We start from the raw sequence: 15,151 nt of genomic DNA, 5'->3' as shown, positions 1-15,151 counted from the left end.
GTTACACCACGTACTTCACAAGCACGAAGCCACCCACGACGAAGAACAGCAGCAGGAACGCGGAGAGCGCCAGCTTCCGCTCGATGAACTCCCGCACCGGCTCGCCATAGCGCTTGAGGATCCAGGCGACCGCCAGGAACCGCAGCGTGCGCGAGATGACGGTGAGCAGCATGAAGAGGAAGAAATTGTAGCCTGCAAACCCCGAGGTGATGGTCACCAGCTTGTAGGGGATCGGCGTCAGGCCCTTCAGCAGGATGATCCACAGCCCGTATTGGGCGTAGGTCTCCCGGAAGGCGTCCATCTTGTCGCCGTAGCCATAGAGATGGATGATCCAGAGTCCGACGCTGTCGTAGAGCAGCGACCCGATGGCGTAGCCAAGCGCGCCGCCGAGCGTCGAGCCGATACCTGTCAGCAGCGCGAGCCGGTAGGCGTCCTGAGGGCGCGCGATCGTCATCGGCACCAGCAGGATGTCCGGGGGCAGCGGGAAGAACGACGCCTCGGCGAAAGAGACCCAGAACAGCGCGAGCTTCGCCCGCGGACCGGCGGACAGTGTGAGCATCCAGTCGTAGAGGCGTCTCAGCATGGGGGGCCTTTGGCGACGGTGCGTCGGTGGGTGCATTTCCCGTAGAAGCTGTCGGCGACGGCCGCAAGAGCGGAAGAGCCCTATTGGCGCAACGGGATGAATTGACAGCGTGACGCGCTGTCGACATCGTGGCGCCGCTTCGGCGAGGCCCTCGTGCGGGTGTGGCGGAACGGTAGACGCGACGGACTCAAAATCCGTTTCTGGCGACAGAGTGTCGGTTCGAGTCCGACCACCCGCACCACGGTCTCCATCGGCCAATCTGATGTCCGGCCCTCTCCTCTGGCGGCGTCCCTCTTTCGAGATTGCGCCGCAGCCGCGGGGAGGATCACGGAAAGCCGCCTCAGCGAGCCGTTCCTTCGCAACCTGCTCCCGCCGTCGCAGGGCTCCGCTCGGCGCTCGCCCTCACACTTCCCAAGGTTGGGGATGCGCGGCCACCGCCGCCGCGGTGGCGGCGTCGACGTCGGCCGAAGGCGGAGGCGCTGCGACCGTCGGCAGAGGCTTGGGCGCGGGCGCCGGCTCGCGCGGCGGGGCGATGAAGCCGCCGCCGTGGACGCCATCGTACATGCGCGTGATCTTGCTGAGGTCGGAGACCACGAAGAACACCTCGTTCGCGAAGGCGAGGCAGGGCGTCGGCTGGCGGCGCTCGAGCAGCGGAATGAAGGCGCGCGCTGCGTCCTTGTGCAGGAGGAAGAAATCGAAGTCGGGAAGCTCCTCGTCCTGGCTGAACACCTGCTGCGCCCGCGTCCAGGAGGAGGTGAACTCCTTGTGCGACGTCACGATGCGCGCGTTCTTAAGCGAGAGCGCGTAGAGCGCGATCTCGAACCACGGACGATCGCCCGCGAGCCCGGCGAAGGGCTCCATGGCCGCGACCGGGAAACGGAAACGCTGGTCGCGCATCGCCGTGGCGAACTCGGTCCAGCCCGCGCGATCGGGCTCGCCCGGGCGCACCTCCAGGATGTCGCCGGCGTTGTGAACGTCGAACTCTCCCGCCGACGCGGGGAGGTTGAATCGGCGCCGGATGAACTGCCGCCAGAACGCCACGCGCGAGGACCGGCCTTCGAGCGTCGCGGTGAAGGCGGGCCCGAAGGTCGCCTTGCCGAAGCGCGTGCTGGCGCCGCCGTCGGCGAGGTCGATCAGCGAGTTCTCAAACTCCGAGGTCCCGACGAAATCAGCGATAGAGGCGCCGTTGTCGAAGAGGTGCTTGAACAGCTTGAGGCGGCCTTCATCCGGGGGCTGCCGGTCGAGCATCAGGGCGACGCAGTAGGCGCGCTCGGCGCTCGGCAACGAGTCGATCTCGGAGGAGTAGAACACGGTGCGCGCCAGGGCGTCGTCGATGAGGTGCGCGCCGTGGCCCGGCGTGCGCATCTGGTGCCCGGCGAGGGCCTCCGCCGTGATGCGCAGCCGCTCGCCGACCGTCGCGTTGGGATCGATCGCGCCGATGGTCTGCAGGGCGTTCTGGTCGGCGACGCCGCCCGCCCGGCTGAGATAGTCCCGCCAGCGCGAGGGCGGGATCATCGCGAGACGGCTGAGCGTCGGCGGCGTCCACGCGGTGAGGGCGCTGTTCGCGGCGCGCAGGGCGGCGGTGCCGTCGACCGGGCGCGGATCGTCGCTCGGCCGCTCCCAGACGGGGTTCGCCTTCGGGTCGAACCTGGGATCAAACTCTTCGAGCAGTTCGGGATCCGAGATGCTCTTTGAGGTGTCGAGGTAACTCTCCCAGACGGCCTTAGGGGCCACGGCGCTGAACCGCCGATTGACGGCGTTCAAGATGCCCGCCGCCGTCATCTCGGGCTCGTCGATGCTGAAAAAACGTACGGCGTCCTTGAGAGCGGGCGTGCTCATGAGGTTCTGGTAGTAGTAGACGTAGCGCTGCTTGCCGTCCTTCTTCCGATCAAAGTGGTAGACGGCGTCGTTCAGCAGGCGCTCGTAGACCCTCTCCATGGTATTGTCGCGGCTGAAGCGCACCACGTCGGCGATCTTCGACTTGTAGAGATCACGGTCGACCATCATCCGCGCAAGCAGCTCGCTGCGGGAGTCGTCCACGAACACCGCGACTTCGCTGAGATCCATGAAACAAGTGACGCTATTCACGATCAGCGGCACGCCGGAGTTCAGCAGGAAGCGGGTGGAGCCGCTGGTCGCGTAGTGGTTGAAGTCCTCCTGGAAGCTGCCGACGAAGCTGGCCGTCTCGATCGTCCGGAGGAGGTCTTCCTCCGAGAGGAAGTCGAAGCCGATGGTGCCGGTGACATGCGCCTCGTCGAGGAACCGGAGCAGCCGCTTGGGATCGACCTTGGACCGGCTCGCGAAATTGGCCTTGAGCTCCAGGTTGTGGGCGCCGGCGAGTTCGATGATCCGCCGCGGCATCTTGTTGGGCGACAGCAGGCCGAAGGTGCCGACCGACTTCGTCGCAAGCTGGCGCTCCGCGAAGGCGTCGATATCCATCTCGCCCTTCAGCATCCGGTCGAGGTTGGAGCCGGGCATGCGATAGACGCCGTGCTCCAGAAACTCGACGCCGCCCTGGGCCGCGCCCAGGCGGTTCAGGTGGAACACCGGGAAGCGGCTGGTGAACAGCTGCTTGTTCGCGAAGCTCAGCACGTGGTCGCGCGCGACCACGGTGTGCATGATGAAGGCCGCGGCGCGGATGCGGCCGCGCGTCGACAGCTCGGTCAGCGTCGCGAGGATGTTGCTGGTCGAGTCGCCCGAGGACAGCTCGCTCAGCATGTCGTAGATGCCGTACTCATGCTGCACGAGCACGAGGGTCGGCTCGGTCTGGCCCGCAGCCTCGCCGGCGCTCAGCAGCGCCTCGAGCTGTCCGCACGAGCGGACGATGCGGTTGTTGACGCCGAGGAGCGACAAGGTGTCCGCGACATACTGCGTGTACCGCGCGATGCCGCACCGTTCGCCGAACGAACCGCAAAGCTGAATGACGTTCATCGTGCCACCGTACCAAGACTTCGATCAGGATTGCAGGATCTCGTGGATCCGCCCCGCTGCGGCGTCCACGAGAGCGGCGTTGTTCATAAAGCTCTTTGAATACGTTCCGGAGACGGCGTAGCGGCGCACAAGGCGCCCGATTTCCGCCGGCGTAAAGTCGTCGAGACGGTCAATCGGAAAATGGAAGTCGTCGAGGCCTTCCTCGATCAGCTGCAGGCATGTCTTGTCGTCCGAGCGGCCGCGCCGCACCGCGTCCACGCTGAACACCGGCACGTCCGACGCCATGGCGAAGACGATCGGGTGATAGCGGCCAAGAGAAAAGGCAACTCTTGCGTGCGCAATCAGGTGTTTCACGTAGGCCGGGCGATAGAACAGCCCGCCGAACATCTGGCCGGGGACCTTCAGCCGCTTTGTCAGCCGCTGGTCGCTGACGTCGAAGGGCAGAAGCACGACCTCGAGGCCCTCCGCTTCTGCGAAGGCGGCGATGCTCTGCAGGCAGCGAAGCGTGTGCGGATTGCGCTGGTGGGCGTCGGCCCGGATCGTGACCACGACGTAGTCACGGCCGGGCGTCGGGCCCGGCTCCGCTTTAAGCGCGAACGCCCAGTCAGGAACATAGGCGGCCTGCACGCCAAGCCGCGCGGCGGTCTCCACCGAGAGGCGGTGTCGGACGCTGAAGAAATGCGCCGACCCTAGCAAAGCGCGGGTCACGTCGTTGAACGCGTCCCGCGCCGGCGACACGTACTCTTCGGTGACGTGGACACCGGTGTGGATGATCTTCTTTCCCTTGCGCCAGGCGAACATGTACTGGTCCCAACCGAAACCCAATCCAAGCCCTCCGCCCCCAAGCAGGAAGCCCGCCACGTCGCGCCTCGTCACGACGCCGCGGTCGAGGCTCCACACGACTTTGACGTCGGCGTAGGCGCCGATCTTTTTCTTCTTCAGGTTTGCGGCGACGCGGCCGGCGTCGTTGACCGAAACGATGAATCGGTAAGCCGGTGAAAAGTACTGCAGCAGCGTTGCCAGGAGCGCCTCATCGCCGCAGTTGCCGTTGCCATAGTAACCCCGAACAACCAATGATCGCGCGCGTGCCATCGACGCGAGCTCCTTCGACGCAGCCATTGTTGTTTTTTTGATTGTCCCCGGCGAACGGTGGCATGCCTACGCCGAAGGTTCAAGACGAACGGTCCCTTCTCAGAAAAACGCCTGCAGCCCGGTTTGAGCGCGTCCCAGAATGAGAGCGTGGACGTCGTGGGCTCCCTCGTAGGTGTTCACCGCCTCGAGGTTCTGGGAGACGCGCATGACGTGGTACTCGTCCGACACGCCGTTGCCGCCGTGGATGTCGCGCGCCAGCCGGGCGATCTCGAGCGCTTTGCCGCAGGCGTTGCGCTTGATCAGCGAGATCGCCTCCGGCGCCAGCCGGCCTTCGTCGAACAGGCGGCCCGCGCGGAGCGCGATCTGGAGACCGAGCGCGATCTCGGTCTGCATGTCGGCGAGTTTCTTTTGCACGAGCTGGGTTTGGGCGAGCGGGCGGCCGAACTGCACGCGGTCGATCGCGTATTGCCGCGCGGCGCGCCAGCAGAACTCCGCCGCGCCGATCGCGCCCCAGGCGATACCATAGCGGGCGCGGTTGAGGCAGCCGAACGGACCTTTGAGGCCGGAAACGTTGGGCAGCAGGGCATCGTCCTCGACCTCGACGGCGTCCATGACGATCTCGCCGGTGACGGAGGCGCGAAGCGAGAGCTTGCCTTCGATCTTCGGCGCGGACAGGCCCTTGACGCCCTTCTCGAGCAGGAACCCGCGGATCGCGCCGTCATGCGCGTCGGATTTGGCCCAGACCACGAAGAGGTCGGCGACCGGCGCGTTGGTGATCCAGGTCTTCGCGCCGGAGAGCCGGTAGCCGCCGTCGATGCGCGTCGCGCGCGTCCGCATCCCGGCGGGGTCGGAGCCCGCGTCCGGCTCGGTGAGCCCGAAGCAGCCGATGGCCTCGCCGCGGGCGAGCCGTGGGAGGAAGCGCCGGCGCTGCTCCTCCGAACCGTAGGCCCAGATCGGATGCATCACGAGCGACGACTGGACGCTCATCGCCGAGCGGTAGCCGGAGTCCACCCGCTCGATCTCGCGCGCCGCGAGCCCATAGGCGACATAGCCGAGGCCCGCGCCGCCGTAGGCCTCCGGGAGGGTCGGGCCCAGGAGCCCGAGCGCGCCCATCTCCGTCATGATCGCGCGATCGAAGGTCTCGGTGCGGTAGGCGTCGCGAACCCGCGGAAACAGCCGCTCCTGCGCGTAATCCCGCGCGGTGTCCCGCACGAGCCTCTCCTCCTCGGACAGCTGGGACTCGAGGTCGAACGGATCGGACCAGTCGAAGGCGGCGCTTGAGGGCGTGTGAACGTCGCGGGCGGGGGCGTCGGTCAAGGGACTGTCTCCGGCGATCTTGGTCGCGCCCATCCATAGGCAGACCGTGCGGCGTCAGAAAGGCCTGTCCTTCTTCGTTCGGCTCGTCTAGCTCGGAACGGCGCCCGCGCGCTGGATCCGGAACGCCGCATGACCGCCGATCGCAGCCTTATCGCCCTCGACTGGGGGACCTCCTCGCTTCGCGCGGCGCTTATGGCGCCGGACGGAACGATCGAGGATCGGCTGTCGTCGCCGGACGGGATCATGTTCGCGAACGGCCGCAGCTTCGACAGCATCTTCGAGGCGCTGATCTCGCCCTGGCTCGCGCGCCGGCCAGCGGCCCGCGTGCTTGCGTCGGGCATGATCGGCAGCCGGCAGGGTTGGGTCGAGGCGCCCTACGCCGCCTGCCCGGCGGGCTTCGACGATCTCGCCCGGGCGATGGCCTGGACGACCACGGCGCGCGGTGTCCGCGTCGGTTTCGCGCCCGGCGTCCGGGCCGAGCATGCGCATGGGACGGCGGACGTCATGCGCGGCGAGGAGGTCCAGATCTTCGGCGCGATCGCCTCCTCCGACATCTCGGACGCCGTGTTCGTGCTGCCCGGCACACACAGCAAATGGGCGCGCGTGGTCGGCGGCCGGATCGTCGGCTTCCACACCTTCATGACGGGCGAACTCTACGGCGTGCTGCGCCGCCATTCGATCCTCGGCCGGCTGATGCCCGAGGAGGGCGATGAGACCCGGCTCGACGCCGACGCCTTTGCGCAGGGCTGCGCCGCCGCGCGGCGCTCGGGCGCGCCGCTGCACGAGCTGTTCGCGGTTCGCACCCACGGCCTGTTCGACCGGCTCGCGGCCGAGGCCCTGCCGAGCTACATGTCGGGTCTGCTGATCGGCGAGGAAGCGTGCGAGGCGCTCGCGCTGATGGGCGCCCCCTCCGGTTCCGCGCGGCTCGTGGGCCGGGGGGATCTCGCAAAGCGGTACGCCCTGGCGCTCGGCCTGTTCGGGATCGAGACCGCCTCCGCGGGCGAGGACCTAGCCTTCCAGGGGTTGCACGCCCTTGCCGGGGCTCTTGCGCGCATGGAGGACCAGGGATGGGAGGACGAGTGATGAGCTTCCACGACCGCCTGACGGCGTTTCCGCTGATCGCGATCTTGCGCGGAGTCCGGCCGGACGAGGTCGAGAGCGTCGCCGAGGCGCTGGTCGAGGCCGGCTTCGGAATCCTCGAGATCCCGATGAACTCGCCGGATCCGCTCGACAGCGTGGCGCGGCTGGCGCGGCGCTTCCCGGACGTGATGATCGGCGCCGGCACCGTGCTCGATCCCGCCGACGTCGACCGCGTCCGCGACGCCGGCGGCGAACTGATCCTGATGCCGCACAGCGACCCCGCCGTGGTCCGTCGGGCGGCCTCGCTCGGTCTCGCCTGCGTGCCCGGGGTGGCGACGCCGACGGAAGGCTTCGCGGCGCTCGCGAACGGCGCGACGGCGCTCAAGCTGTTTCCGGCGGAGATGATCCCGCCGGCCGTGGTCAAGGCCTGGCGCGCGGTGTTGCCCCCGGCCGCGACCCTCCTTCCCGTGGGCGGCGTCACGCCCCAGAGCCTCGCGGGCTATTGGGCCGCCGGCGCGCGCGGGTTCGGCCTCGGCTCCGCGCTCTATGCGGCTGGCCTGTCCGCCGACCGCGTGGCCGACAACGCCGCGTCCTTCCGCGCGGCGGTGGCCGCGCTCGGCTGAACGCTTAGGCCGACAGCCGCTGCGCGTCGCGGGCCGCGAGCGCGTCGGCCACGGCGGAACGGATCTGCGCCAGCGAGAACGGCTTCGTGACGACGTCGTGGATGAGGGCCTCGAGCCCGGTCGCCCGTTCGCGCTGGTCGGCGTAGCCGGTCATCAAAAGGATCATGGTGTCGGGGTGGTCGCGGGCGGCCGCGAGCGCGAGCGCGATGCCGTCCATCATCGGCATCCGAATGTCGGTCAGCAGCAGGTCGAAGCTTTCGGGCGCGGCGCTGAGCTTCTCCAGCGCGTCGGCGCCGTCAAAGGCCTGCGCCACCTGGTGGCCGTCCATCTCGAGCGCGCGCTGAACGAAGCCGCGCACGGCCTCTTCGTCGTCGGTCAGCAGAATGCGGGCCATGACGGGGTCTCCTCAGGTCGGGCCGTCGTCGGCGTCGACCTCGACGACGCCGACGAAGGGGAGCTCGCGGTAGGCGTGGGCAACGTCCATGCCGTAGCCCACCACGAAATGGTCGGGACATTTGAAGCCGACGAAATCGGCGTCGATCACCACCGCGCGCTTGTGCGGCTTTTCGAGCAGCACGCAGGTGAGCACCCGCCGCGCGCCGCGGGCCGCCATCAGGTCCTTGGCGTAGGCGAGGGTGCGGCCCGATTCCAGGATGTCGTCGACCAGCAGCACGTCGCGGCCGGCGACCTCGCTCTCGACGTCGTGGACGATCGTCACCGCCCCGGAGGACACCGTGGCCTCGCGGTAGCTCGACAACGAGATGAACTCGACCTCGGGCGCGAGGCCCGCCGCATGCAGGGCGCGGATCAGATCCGCGGCGAAAACGAAGCTGCCCTTAAGCACGGCGATCACGAGCAGCCGCTCCGTGCCCGCCGCGGCGATGGCGGCGGCGAGCTCCGCGTTGCGCTCGGCGATCGTAGAAGCGTCGAACAGGACGTTCAGGCGACGGGTCATGTCGTTCCTTTCGAGAGGCGCCCGGACGTTTAGCGCGGGTGCGTCGCGAGGTCTTGCCGAGCGAGGAAGCGCACGACGATCCGCCGCCCCTCGGCAGGCGGAGAGGCCAGGCGCGCCTTGAACTGGGTGGTTTCGCCGACGCCGATCTTCGTGCGGCCGGCGACGGTCGTCCAGGAGTAGACCTCGCGTCCATCGTCGGCGACGACGGCGAGCCGCAGGCGCGGAACGTCGCGCGGCGCCTGAGCGACGTTCGCGATCGCGCCCGTCACGAGCAGCATGGGAGCGCCTTCCTCCATCTCCTCGACCGAGCGCACGTCGGAAATCTCAAGGCCGCGCACGTTCACCGGCATGCCGATGCCGGCGTAGAGCGAGGCCAAGGACGGCGCCGCCTCGACCAGGTCCGCGCGCATCAGGATCGCCACGAACACGGCTGCCACGCCCAAGGTTGCGACGGCGACGGCGGGGCGCTCGGCGACGGCGCTGGCGAGCGCCCGGCTCCGCGGCGGCGCGCCGGGGCGAGCGGCGCGCAGCTGCCGGGCGCCTCTGCGGCGTCGGCCGGCGAGGGCGTTCGGCTCGGGCTCGGCCGGCGCCTCGCCGATCACGTCGAGGGGGTCGACCTCGTCGAAGCCGGCGATCGGCGGGAGGTCCGGCGACGTCTCGCGCTCAAACTCGTCCGTCGCCGGCGCCCATTCCGCCTCGTCCGCCTGCCGCGGTTCGACGCTTCGCTGGTCGTCCCGCGCTGCGAGCATTTCGCCCGGCCGCGGAAGGCCTTCGGTCTCGACGGGGGGCTTGGCGTTCAGCGGCGCGTCGGCGTACCACTCCGTCCGACAGCGGGCGCAACGCACCTTGCGGCCGGCGCCCAGCGCTTGCGGAGCGAGCCGATAGGAAGCTGAGCAGGCGGGGCAGACGATCAGCATCGCGGGTCCAGACGCCCAGGCCGCCCGCGGCCGCGCACCGGGCGCGGCGTCGAGGCGCCGGGTTCACCACGACCTCGCCACTTTATCGTTAATGGATCGTTAAAACGTGCGGCGCGACAACGCAGTCCGGCTACGAACCGCGCCCCGAAGCACCAGGATCTCTCGCCTATGCTGCGTTTCGAAAACGTCGGTCTGCGCTACGGGCCCGGGCCCGAGGTGTTGCGCGACCTGACGTTCGAGATCGAATCCAATTCGTTCCAGTTCCTGACCGGGCCGTCGGGCGCGGGCAAGACCTCGCTGCTGCGCCTTCTCTTCCTGGCGCTGAAGCCGACGCGCGGGCTCGTCAACATCTTCGGCCGCGACATGGCCACGCTCCCGAAGAAGGACCTGCCGGGCCTGCGCCGTCGGATCGGCGTCGTGTTCCAGGACTTCCGGCTGCTGGACCACATGACGACCTATGAGAACGTCGCGCTTCCGCTCAGGGTGGCGGGCCGCGACGAGAGTTCGTATCGTGCGGAGGTCGTCGAGCTGCTCGGTTGGGTCGGGCTCGGAGAGCGTCTTGACGCCTTGCCGCCGGTTCTCTCCGGCGGCGAAAAACAGCGTGCGGCCATCGCCCGCGCGCTGGTCGCGCGGCCCGAGCTGCTGCTGGCCGACGAGCCCACCGGCAACGTCGACCCGCAGCTGGCGCGCCGTATCCTCCGGCTCTTCGTCGAGCTTCACAAATCCGGAACCTCGGTCGTGATCGCCACCCACGACATCGCCCTCATGGATCTCTACGACGCGCGCCGCCTCGTGCTCCACGACGGCCGACTGCACATCTACGAATGAGCGCCAACGCCGCCGCCGCGCCGGAGCCCCAGGGTCGTCCGACTTCGAAGACCGCCCCGGGGCCGAAGGCGAAGACCGCCAGCGCGCCCAGGGCGCGCCGGCAGGGGCCGATCGTTCCGGCCTCCTCCGTCTCGGGCCACACCCTCGTGATGGTCATCGCGATCATGACCTACCTCGCGGCCCTGACCGCGGGCGCGGTCGATCTCGTGCGCGCCACCGCGGCGGGGTGGGAGCGGGACATCGTTCGCGAGACGACCGTGCAGATCCGCCCCTCCGACGGCCGCGACATGAACGCGGCGGTGGCGCGCGTCGCCGAGATCGCCCGCGCCGCGCCCGGCGTCGTAGAGGTGCGGCCCTACAGCGAGGCGGAAACCGCGCGGCTGCTGGAGCCCTGGCTCGGCGCCGGCCTGTCGTTCTCGGATCTGCCCATCCCGCGGCTCGTGGTGCTGCGTCTGTCGGACGACGGGCGCTTCGATCCCGCCGCGCTGAAGGCGGCGCTCGAACGGGAGGCGCCGGGCGCCTCGCTCGACGACCACCGGCGCTTCCTCGACCGCCTTGTCGCCATGGCGCGCACGCTGGTCGCGCTCGGCCTCGGCGTGCTCGCGCTGGTGCTGGCCGCGACGGTGCTGTCGGTCGTCTTCGCGACGCGAGGAGCGATGGCCGGGAATCGCGACATCGTCCAGGTGCTGCACTTCGTCGGCGCCAAGGACGGCTACATCGCCGGCCAGTTCCAGCGCCGCTTTCTAAAGCTCGGCCTGAAGGGAGGGCTTGCGGGCGGCCTGGCAGCGATAGGGACCTTCCTGCTCGCCGAGATGACGGCCGAGCAGGGCGTCGGCAGCGCCGCCGTCGACCAGATGGACGCCTTGTTCGGCCGGTTTCAGGTCGGGCCGACGGCCTACGCGGGCGTCGTGGCCATCGTCGTGCTGATCTCGGTCCTCACTGCGGTGACCTCGCGCGTCACCGTCTTCCGGACGCTGCGCGCCCTGGATTGACGGGGCGGCTTGCAGGGGCGCGCGCCGAGGCGCACTTTGGACGATGAGGACGGCGTGAGCAGCATGGACGGGCAGGCGCAGGTGCGAACCAGCGGAGCGGCGACGCCGCCGGGCGGCGCGTTCTGGCGCGCGGCCCGGCTTTTGCTCGTCCTCGTCCTGGCGGCGGGCGCGCTCGGCGGGGCCGGGTTCGCGGTTTTCCTCACGCGCGTCCCGCGGGCCGAGCCGCCGGTTTCGGTCCACGGCGACGGCATCGTGGCGCTCACTGGCGGCGCCGAGCGCCTGGCGGACGCGCTGCGCCTGCTGTCGACCGGCAGCGGCCGGCGTCTCCTGATCTCCGGCGTCCATCCTTCGACCACCGAGCAGGAGCTCGCCCGTGCGCAGCCCGACTACGCCCAGTTCGCACGCTGCTGCGTCGATCTCGGCCGCCGCGCTCTCAACACTGCGGGCAACGCCATCGAGACCCGGCGGTGGGCCGAGCGCCACGGGTTTCGCTCGCTCGTCGTCGTCACCTCGGGCTATCACATGCCACGCACGATGATGGAGCTTGCGCGGCAGATGCCGAACATCGAACTGATCCCCTACGCCGTCGTCACTGAGCGCCTGCGCGAAGAACCGTGGTGGGGCGACTGGGCGACGACGAAGCTGCTGGCCGGCGAATATGTGAAATACGTCGCCGCTCTCGTGCGCGTCCGTCTCGCCCCGCGTCTGGCCGAGACCGAGACCGCCGCTAAGGCGCGCCCCTCGCCGGCGGCCTGCTGCTCCTGACCGCCGCGACAACCTGCCCGTGACCGAGACTCGTCTCCCGCGCCGCGCCGGCGCCCCCGTGTTCTGGCGCTCCATCGGCTTCAGCGTCGCGTTTGCGGTGCAGACCTTCGCGATCGCGGCCGCGACCCTGCCGGTCGTGCTGTTCCTGCCGCGACGCCACGCCCTCGCTGTCGCGAAGTTCTGGTGCCGGCGCAGCGTCGCGCTCACGCGCGGGATCCTCGGCATCGAGGTCGAGATTCGCGGCCGCCAGCACATCCCGACCGGAGCGGCCATCATCGCGGCGAAGCACCAATCGGAGCTCGAGACCTTCGCCATGGTGCCGGCGATCCGCGATCCCCTGTTCGTGCTGAAGCGCGAACTGACCTGGATTCCGTTCTTCGGCTGGTTCCTGATGCGGCTGCGCATGATCGCGATCAACCGGTCCTCGGGCTCCGACGCGCTGGCGCAGATCCTGGCGCAGGCGAAGATCGTCGCCGCGGAAGAGCGCCAGATCATCATCTTTCCCGAAGGCACCCGTCGACCAATCGGCGCCCCGCCGCGCTACAAGCACGGGGTGTCCCATCTCTATCGCCGGCTCGACCTTCCCGTGACGCCGGTCGCGATGGACACCGGCGCGTTCTGGCCGCGCGGCACGTGGCGGAGACGCCCCGGCCGGACGGTCATCGAGTTTTTGGAGCCGATCCCGCCCGGCCTCGAGCGCGCGACCTTCGAACGCGTCCTGCAGGAGCGCATCGAAGAGAGAAGCGCGGCGCTAGCGGCGGAATCGCTTGGCGAGGGGACGACGTTTCCTGTGGATTGCGGGGGCGATCCGTCTCGCGCATAAATCGTCAATTGACGAGTCTGTGGGGCTCCACTGCGAAACCCTTACCATGGTAGGGTTTGGGCGGAGGATGACATGACTGATTCGGCCGAACGAGTGGCGGACGTCATCGAGCAAATCGCAGCGGCCATGTCCGTGGAGGCGACCGGCGCCGCCGACCAGGGGCTTGCCCGCGTTGCGCAGGAAGGCGCGTTCGACGACCGCTACCGCGTATGGCGTGGCCGGTCCGGCGCGCGTTATCTCGTCACCGTGATGCCGCTCGGCGAGGCCATCCGCATTGAGAACGGCGTCGTGCTCGTGGTTGCGGTCGATGCGGACGGGTCCCGCCGGGTGGTCTGGGCCGGCGAGAGCGGAGCGGGGCTTCCGGGCCTCCGTCTCGAGCCTGGCCTGCGCCTCGAGGCGCATGTGCATCTGATCGCGCTCAGCGCGGAGAAGCGGAAGGCCGCGATCGACGACCTGGCGGACGGGGCGCAGTCCTACTCGTCGGTGCTGAGCGTGAGCGCGGAGGCGAGCCACGCGAGCGTCGGGTCCGTCACGCCGAGCCGCTCCAGCTCCCGAACGGTGTTCAGGACGTAATCGGGGTTGGGTCCCGCGGCGCCGACGCTGCAGCGGACGCGCGCCAGGGTCTCTTCCGGAGGCAGCAGTCCCACGTACTGGGGATGCTCCTGGTCCACGACATAGGCGAGCGCTTGCACGGTCCGGTCTCCGTCGAGACGCGTGGGCAGCAGCGTTTCACGGTACACGTGGGTCACCAGCTCGCGCTCGCGCAGATAGGCGAGGGTGCCTGGCACATGCGCGGCGTCGACCCGGAACGCGATCCCCTGGCACGAGCCGCCTTCGTCGAGGCCGAGCACGAGGCCCGGCCGCTCGGGAGTTCCGCGGTGGCGATGGGAGGCGATGCAGAGCGCGCGGTGATAGCCGTCGACAGTCGCCGGCGATTGCTCGACGAACGCGAAGCCCGGCCGCCACATAAGGGAGCCGTAGGCGAACACCCACAGGTCGACGTCGGTCGGAATCATTCCGTCTCGGTCGAGGACCGGCCCTAGCGATTGACAGGGGAGGCGGCGTTCGTTTCGGGTACCAGCCCAGCGCCGTCGCGGCAAGACGACGGCGCGTCGCGTCTGCCCGCGCAGAGAATGAGATCCGCTCATGACGCCGCCGATGTCGCCGCCGCCGACCCGCTTCCCCGAGGCGCCGCCGCCCGCTCGCGGCCTGTCGCGCTGGGGCGTGTTCCTGCCCGTGGGCCTTCTGGTCGCGCTGGCGGCGGGCTGGTCCGTGTTCTGGTTCGTGGCGGCCGGGAAGGCTACCGAAGCCGCTGACGCCTGGATCGCGCGTGAAGCCAAGCGCGGGCGAACCTACTCCTGCGCCGAGCGTGGCGCCTCCGGGTTTCCGTTCCGGATCGAGCTCTCCTGCAACGGCGCCACGGCGAGCCTGCCGGCGGACGGCGGACCCATCGTCGCGACCGCGCCGCGCTTCGTCGCGGTCGCGCAGATCTACGATCCGCGCCGGCTGATCGGCGACGTTCGCGGACCGATCGAGGTGACGGACGCAGGCGGCCGCAAGGCGACCCTGTCGTTTGCGACCGCGCAGGCGAGCGTCGCGGTCTCGTCCGACCGCCGATTCGACCGCACCTCGATCGCGCTGACGGCGCCGCGGCTGGTGGCGGGCGCCGACGAGATCGGCGCCGCGAAGCACCTGGAGCTCCATCTGCGCCGCGCCCCGGACGGCTCGGACGGCGTCTACGACATCGCCGCGCGCGTCGAACAGGCCACCTCGCCGGCCCTGGCTCTGGTGCCGGTCGGCGCCGGGCCGGTGTCGGGGGAACTGCAGATTGAGGCGCACGGTGTGGGCGATCTCGCGCCCCAGCCGCTCTCCGAGCGGTTGCGAGCCTTCGCCGAGGCCGGCGGCCGCGTCCATGTCGCGCTGGCGCGCGTCACCCGCGGCGACGTGGCGGCCGAGGCCAAGGGCGATCTCGCGCTCAACGTCGAGGGCCGGCCGGAGGGGAAGCTCACCCTCACCGCCCGAGGGGTCGACCAACTCGTGCAGACCCTTCTCGGAGCTGGCGAGGAGAGCGACGGGAAGAAGGACCTGCTGTCGGCGCTGCTCGGCGCGGGCGCCAAGATGTTGGGATCGCCGGCGACGCTCGACGACCGGCCCGCCACCGCCTACCCCGTCCGGATCGCGAACGGGCGGCTCTCCGTCGGTCCCGTGAAGCTCTGGCGGTCGCCGCCCCTGTTCTGATCTGGCG

General features: G+C 69.5%; 16 protein-coding genes and 1 tRNA gene. 9 read left to right on the top strand and 8 right to left on the bottom strand.

Annotation, left to right across the window (positions count from 1 at the left end; translation table 11 throughout):
- Position 1: 1 nt before the first annotated feature.
- Positions 2–583: a YqaA family protein gene (locus tag METY_RS12295; protein WP_103121682.1), complete on the bottom strand. Its 582-nt coding sequence runs from the start codon at positions 581–583 to the stop codon at positions 2–4.
- Between the two features lie 155 nt (positions 584–738).
- On the opposite strand from METY_RS12295, the gene METY_RS12290 reads away from it, so the two are divergent.
- Positions 739–824, top strand: a tRNA-Leu gene (locus tag METY_RS12290).
- 161 nt (positions 825–985) lie between these two features.
- Here METY_RS12290 and METY_RS12285 read toward each other — a convergent pair.
- The 3 genes from METY_RS12285 to METY_RS12275 form a co-directional block, all read right to left on the bottom strand.
- Entirely contained in the window at positions 986–3,514 is a 2,529-nt protein-coding gene (locus METY_RS12285; protein WP_103121681.1) for a hypothetical protein, read from the bottom strand.
- Between the two features lie 24 nt (positions 3,515–3,538).
- The gene (locus tag METY_RS12280) at positions 3,539–4,606 is read right to left on the bottom strand and encodes a polysaccharide pyruvyl transferase family protein (protein ID WP_244593631.1); all 1,068 of its coding nucleotides are present in this window, start codon (positions 4,604–4,606) and stop codon (positions 3,539–3,541) included.
- Positions 4,607–4,705: 99 nt separating this feature from the next.
- Complete coding sequence (locus tag METY_RS12275; protein WP_444849086.1) at positions 4,706–5,956, bottom strand: acyl-CoA dehydrogenase; 1,251 nt, start codon at positions 5,954–5,956, stop codon at positions 4,706–4,708.
- A gap of 96 nt (positions 5,957–6,052) precedes the next feature.
- Here METY_RS12275 and METY_RS12270 point away from each other — a divergent pair, with 96 nt between their 5' ends.
- Positions 6,053–7,006: a 2-dehydro-3-deoxygalactonokinase gene (locus METY_RS12270; RefSeq protein WP_103121679.1), complete on the top strand. Its 954-nt coding sequence runs from the start codon at positions 6,053–6,055 to the stop codon at positions 7,004–7,006.
- Positions 7,006–7,626, top strand: a complete 621-nt coding sequence (locus METY_RS12265; RefSeq protein WP_103121678.1) for a 2-dehydro-3-deoxy-6-phosphogalactonate aldolase — start codon at positions 7,006–7,008, stop codon at positions 7,624–7,626. The genes METY_RS12270 and METY_RS12265 overlap by 1 nt, the downstream gene beginning before the upstream one ends.
- Positions 7,627–7,630: 4 nt before the next feature.
- On the opposite strand, the gene METY_RS12260 is transcribed toward METY_RS12265, so the two are convergent.
- From METY_RS12260 to METY_RS12250, 3 genes are read right to left on the bottom strand one after another with little or no spacing between them, the layout of a single operon-like run.
- Complete coding sequence (locus METY_RS12260) at positions 7,631–8,020, bottom strand: response regulator (RefSeq protein ID WP_103121677.1); 390 nt, start codon at positions 8,018–8,020, stop codon at positions 7,631–7,633.
- A gap of 12 nt (positions 8,021–8,032) precedes the next feature.
- A complete protein-coding gene (gene hpt, locus METY_RS12255) occupies positions 8,033–8,581 on the bottom strand; it encodes a hypoxanthine phosphoribosyltransferase (protein ID WP_103121676.1) in 549 nt (182 codons plus the stop codon).
- Positions 8,582–8,610: 29 nt separating this feature from the next.
- Positions 8,611–9,498 carry an MJ0042-type zinc finger domain-containing protein gene (locus METY_RS12250; RefSeq protein WP_103121675.1) on the bottom strand — a complete coding sequence of 296 codons (888 nt, stop codon included), beginning with the start codon at positions 9,496–9,498 and terminating at the stop codon, positions 8,611–8,613.
- Between the two features lie 168 nt (positions 9,499–9,666).
- On the opposite strand from METY_RS12250, the gene ftsE reads away from it, so the two are divergent.
- From ftsE to METY_RS20875, 5 genes are all read left to right on the top strand, one after another.
- Positions 9,667–10,326, top strand: coding sequence for a cell division ATP-binding protein FtsE (ftsE, locus tag METY_RS12245; RefSeq protein WP_020187318.1), 660 nt, complete (start codon positions 9,667–9,669; stop codon positions 10,324–10,326).
- Positions 10,323–11,318 carry a cell division protein FtsX gene (locus METY_RS12240; RefSeq protein ID WP_103121674.1) on the top strand — a complete coding sequence of 332 codons (996 nt, stop codon included), beginning with the start codon at positions 10,323–10,325 and terminating at the stop codon, positions 11,316–11,318. The genes ftsE and METY_RS12240 overlap by 4 nt, the downstream gene beginning before the upstream one ends.
- Positions 11,319–11,381: 63 nt before the next feature.
- The gene (locus METY_RS12235) at positions 11,382–12,083 is read left to right on the top strand and encodes a YdcF family protein (protein WP_244593636.1); all 702 of its coding nucleotides are present in this window, start codon (positions 11,382–11,384) and stop codon (positions 12,081–12,083) included.
- A 19-nt stretch (positions 12,084–12,102) separates the two neighbouring features.
- Positions 12,103–12,906, top strand: coding sequence for a lysophospholipid acyltransferase family protein (locus tag METY_RS12230; protein WP_103121672.1), 804 nt, complete (start codon positions 12,103–12,105; stop codon positions 12,904–12,906).
- A gap of 72 nt (positions 12,907–12,978) precedes the next feature.
- Positions 12,979–13,479, top strand: coding sequence for a hypothetical protein (locus METY_RS20875; protein ID WP_146035716.1), 501 nt, complete (start codon positions 12,979–12,981; stop codon positions 13,477–13,479).
- Here METY_RS20875 and METY_RS12225 read toward each other — a convergent pair.
- Positions 13,380–13,922 (bottom strand): gamma-glutamylcyclotransferase, encoded by a 543-nt coding sequence (locus METY_RS12225; protein WP_103121671.1) that lies wholly within the window; start codon positions 13,920–13,922, stop codon positions 13,380–13,382. The genes METY_RS20875 and METY_RS12225 overlap by 100 nt on opposite strands.
- A 130-nt stretch (positions 13,923–14,052) precedes the next feature.
- Here METY_RS12225 and METY_RS12220 point away from each other — a divergent pair, with 130 nt between their 5' ends.
- Positions 14,053–15,144 (top strand): DUF2125 domain-containing protein, encoded by a 1,092-nt coding sequence (locus tag METY_RS12220; RefSeq protein WP_103121670.1) that lies wholly within the window; start codon positions 14,053–14,055, stop codon positions 15,142–15,144.
- Positions 15,145–15,151 lie beyond the last annotated feature (7 nt).

The organism is Methylopila sp. Yamaguchi, from assembly GCF_002897035.1.
Classification (GTDB): Bacteria; Pseudomonadota; Alphaproteobacteria; order Rhizobiales; family Methylopilaceae; genus Methylopila.
This window is presented reverse-complemented; position numbering and strand designations above follow the sequence as displayed.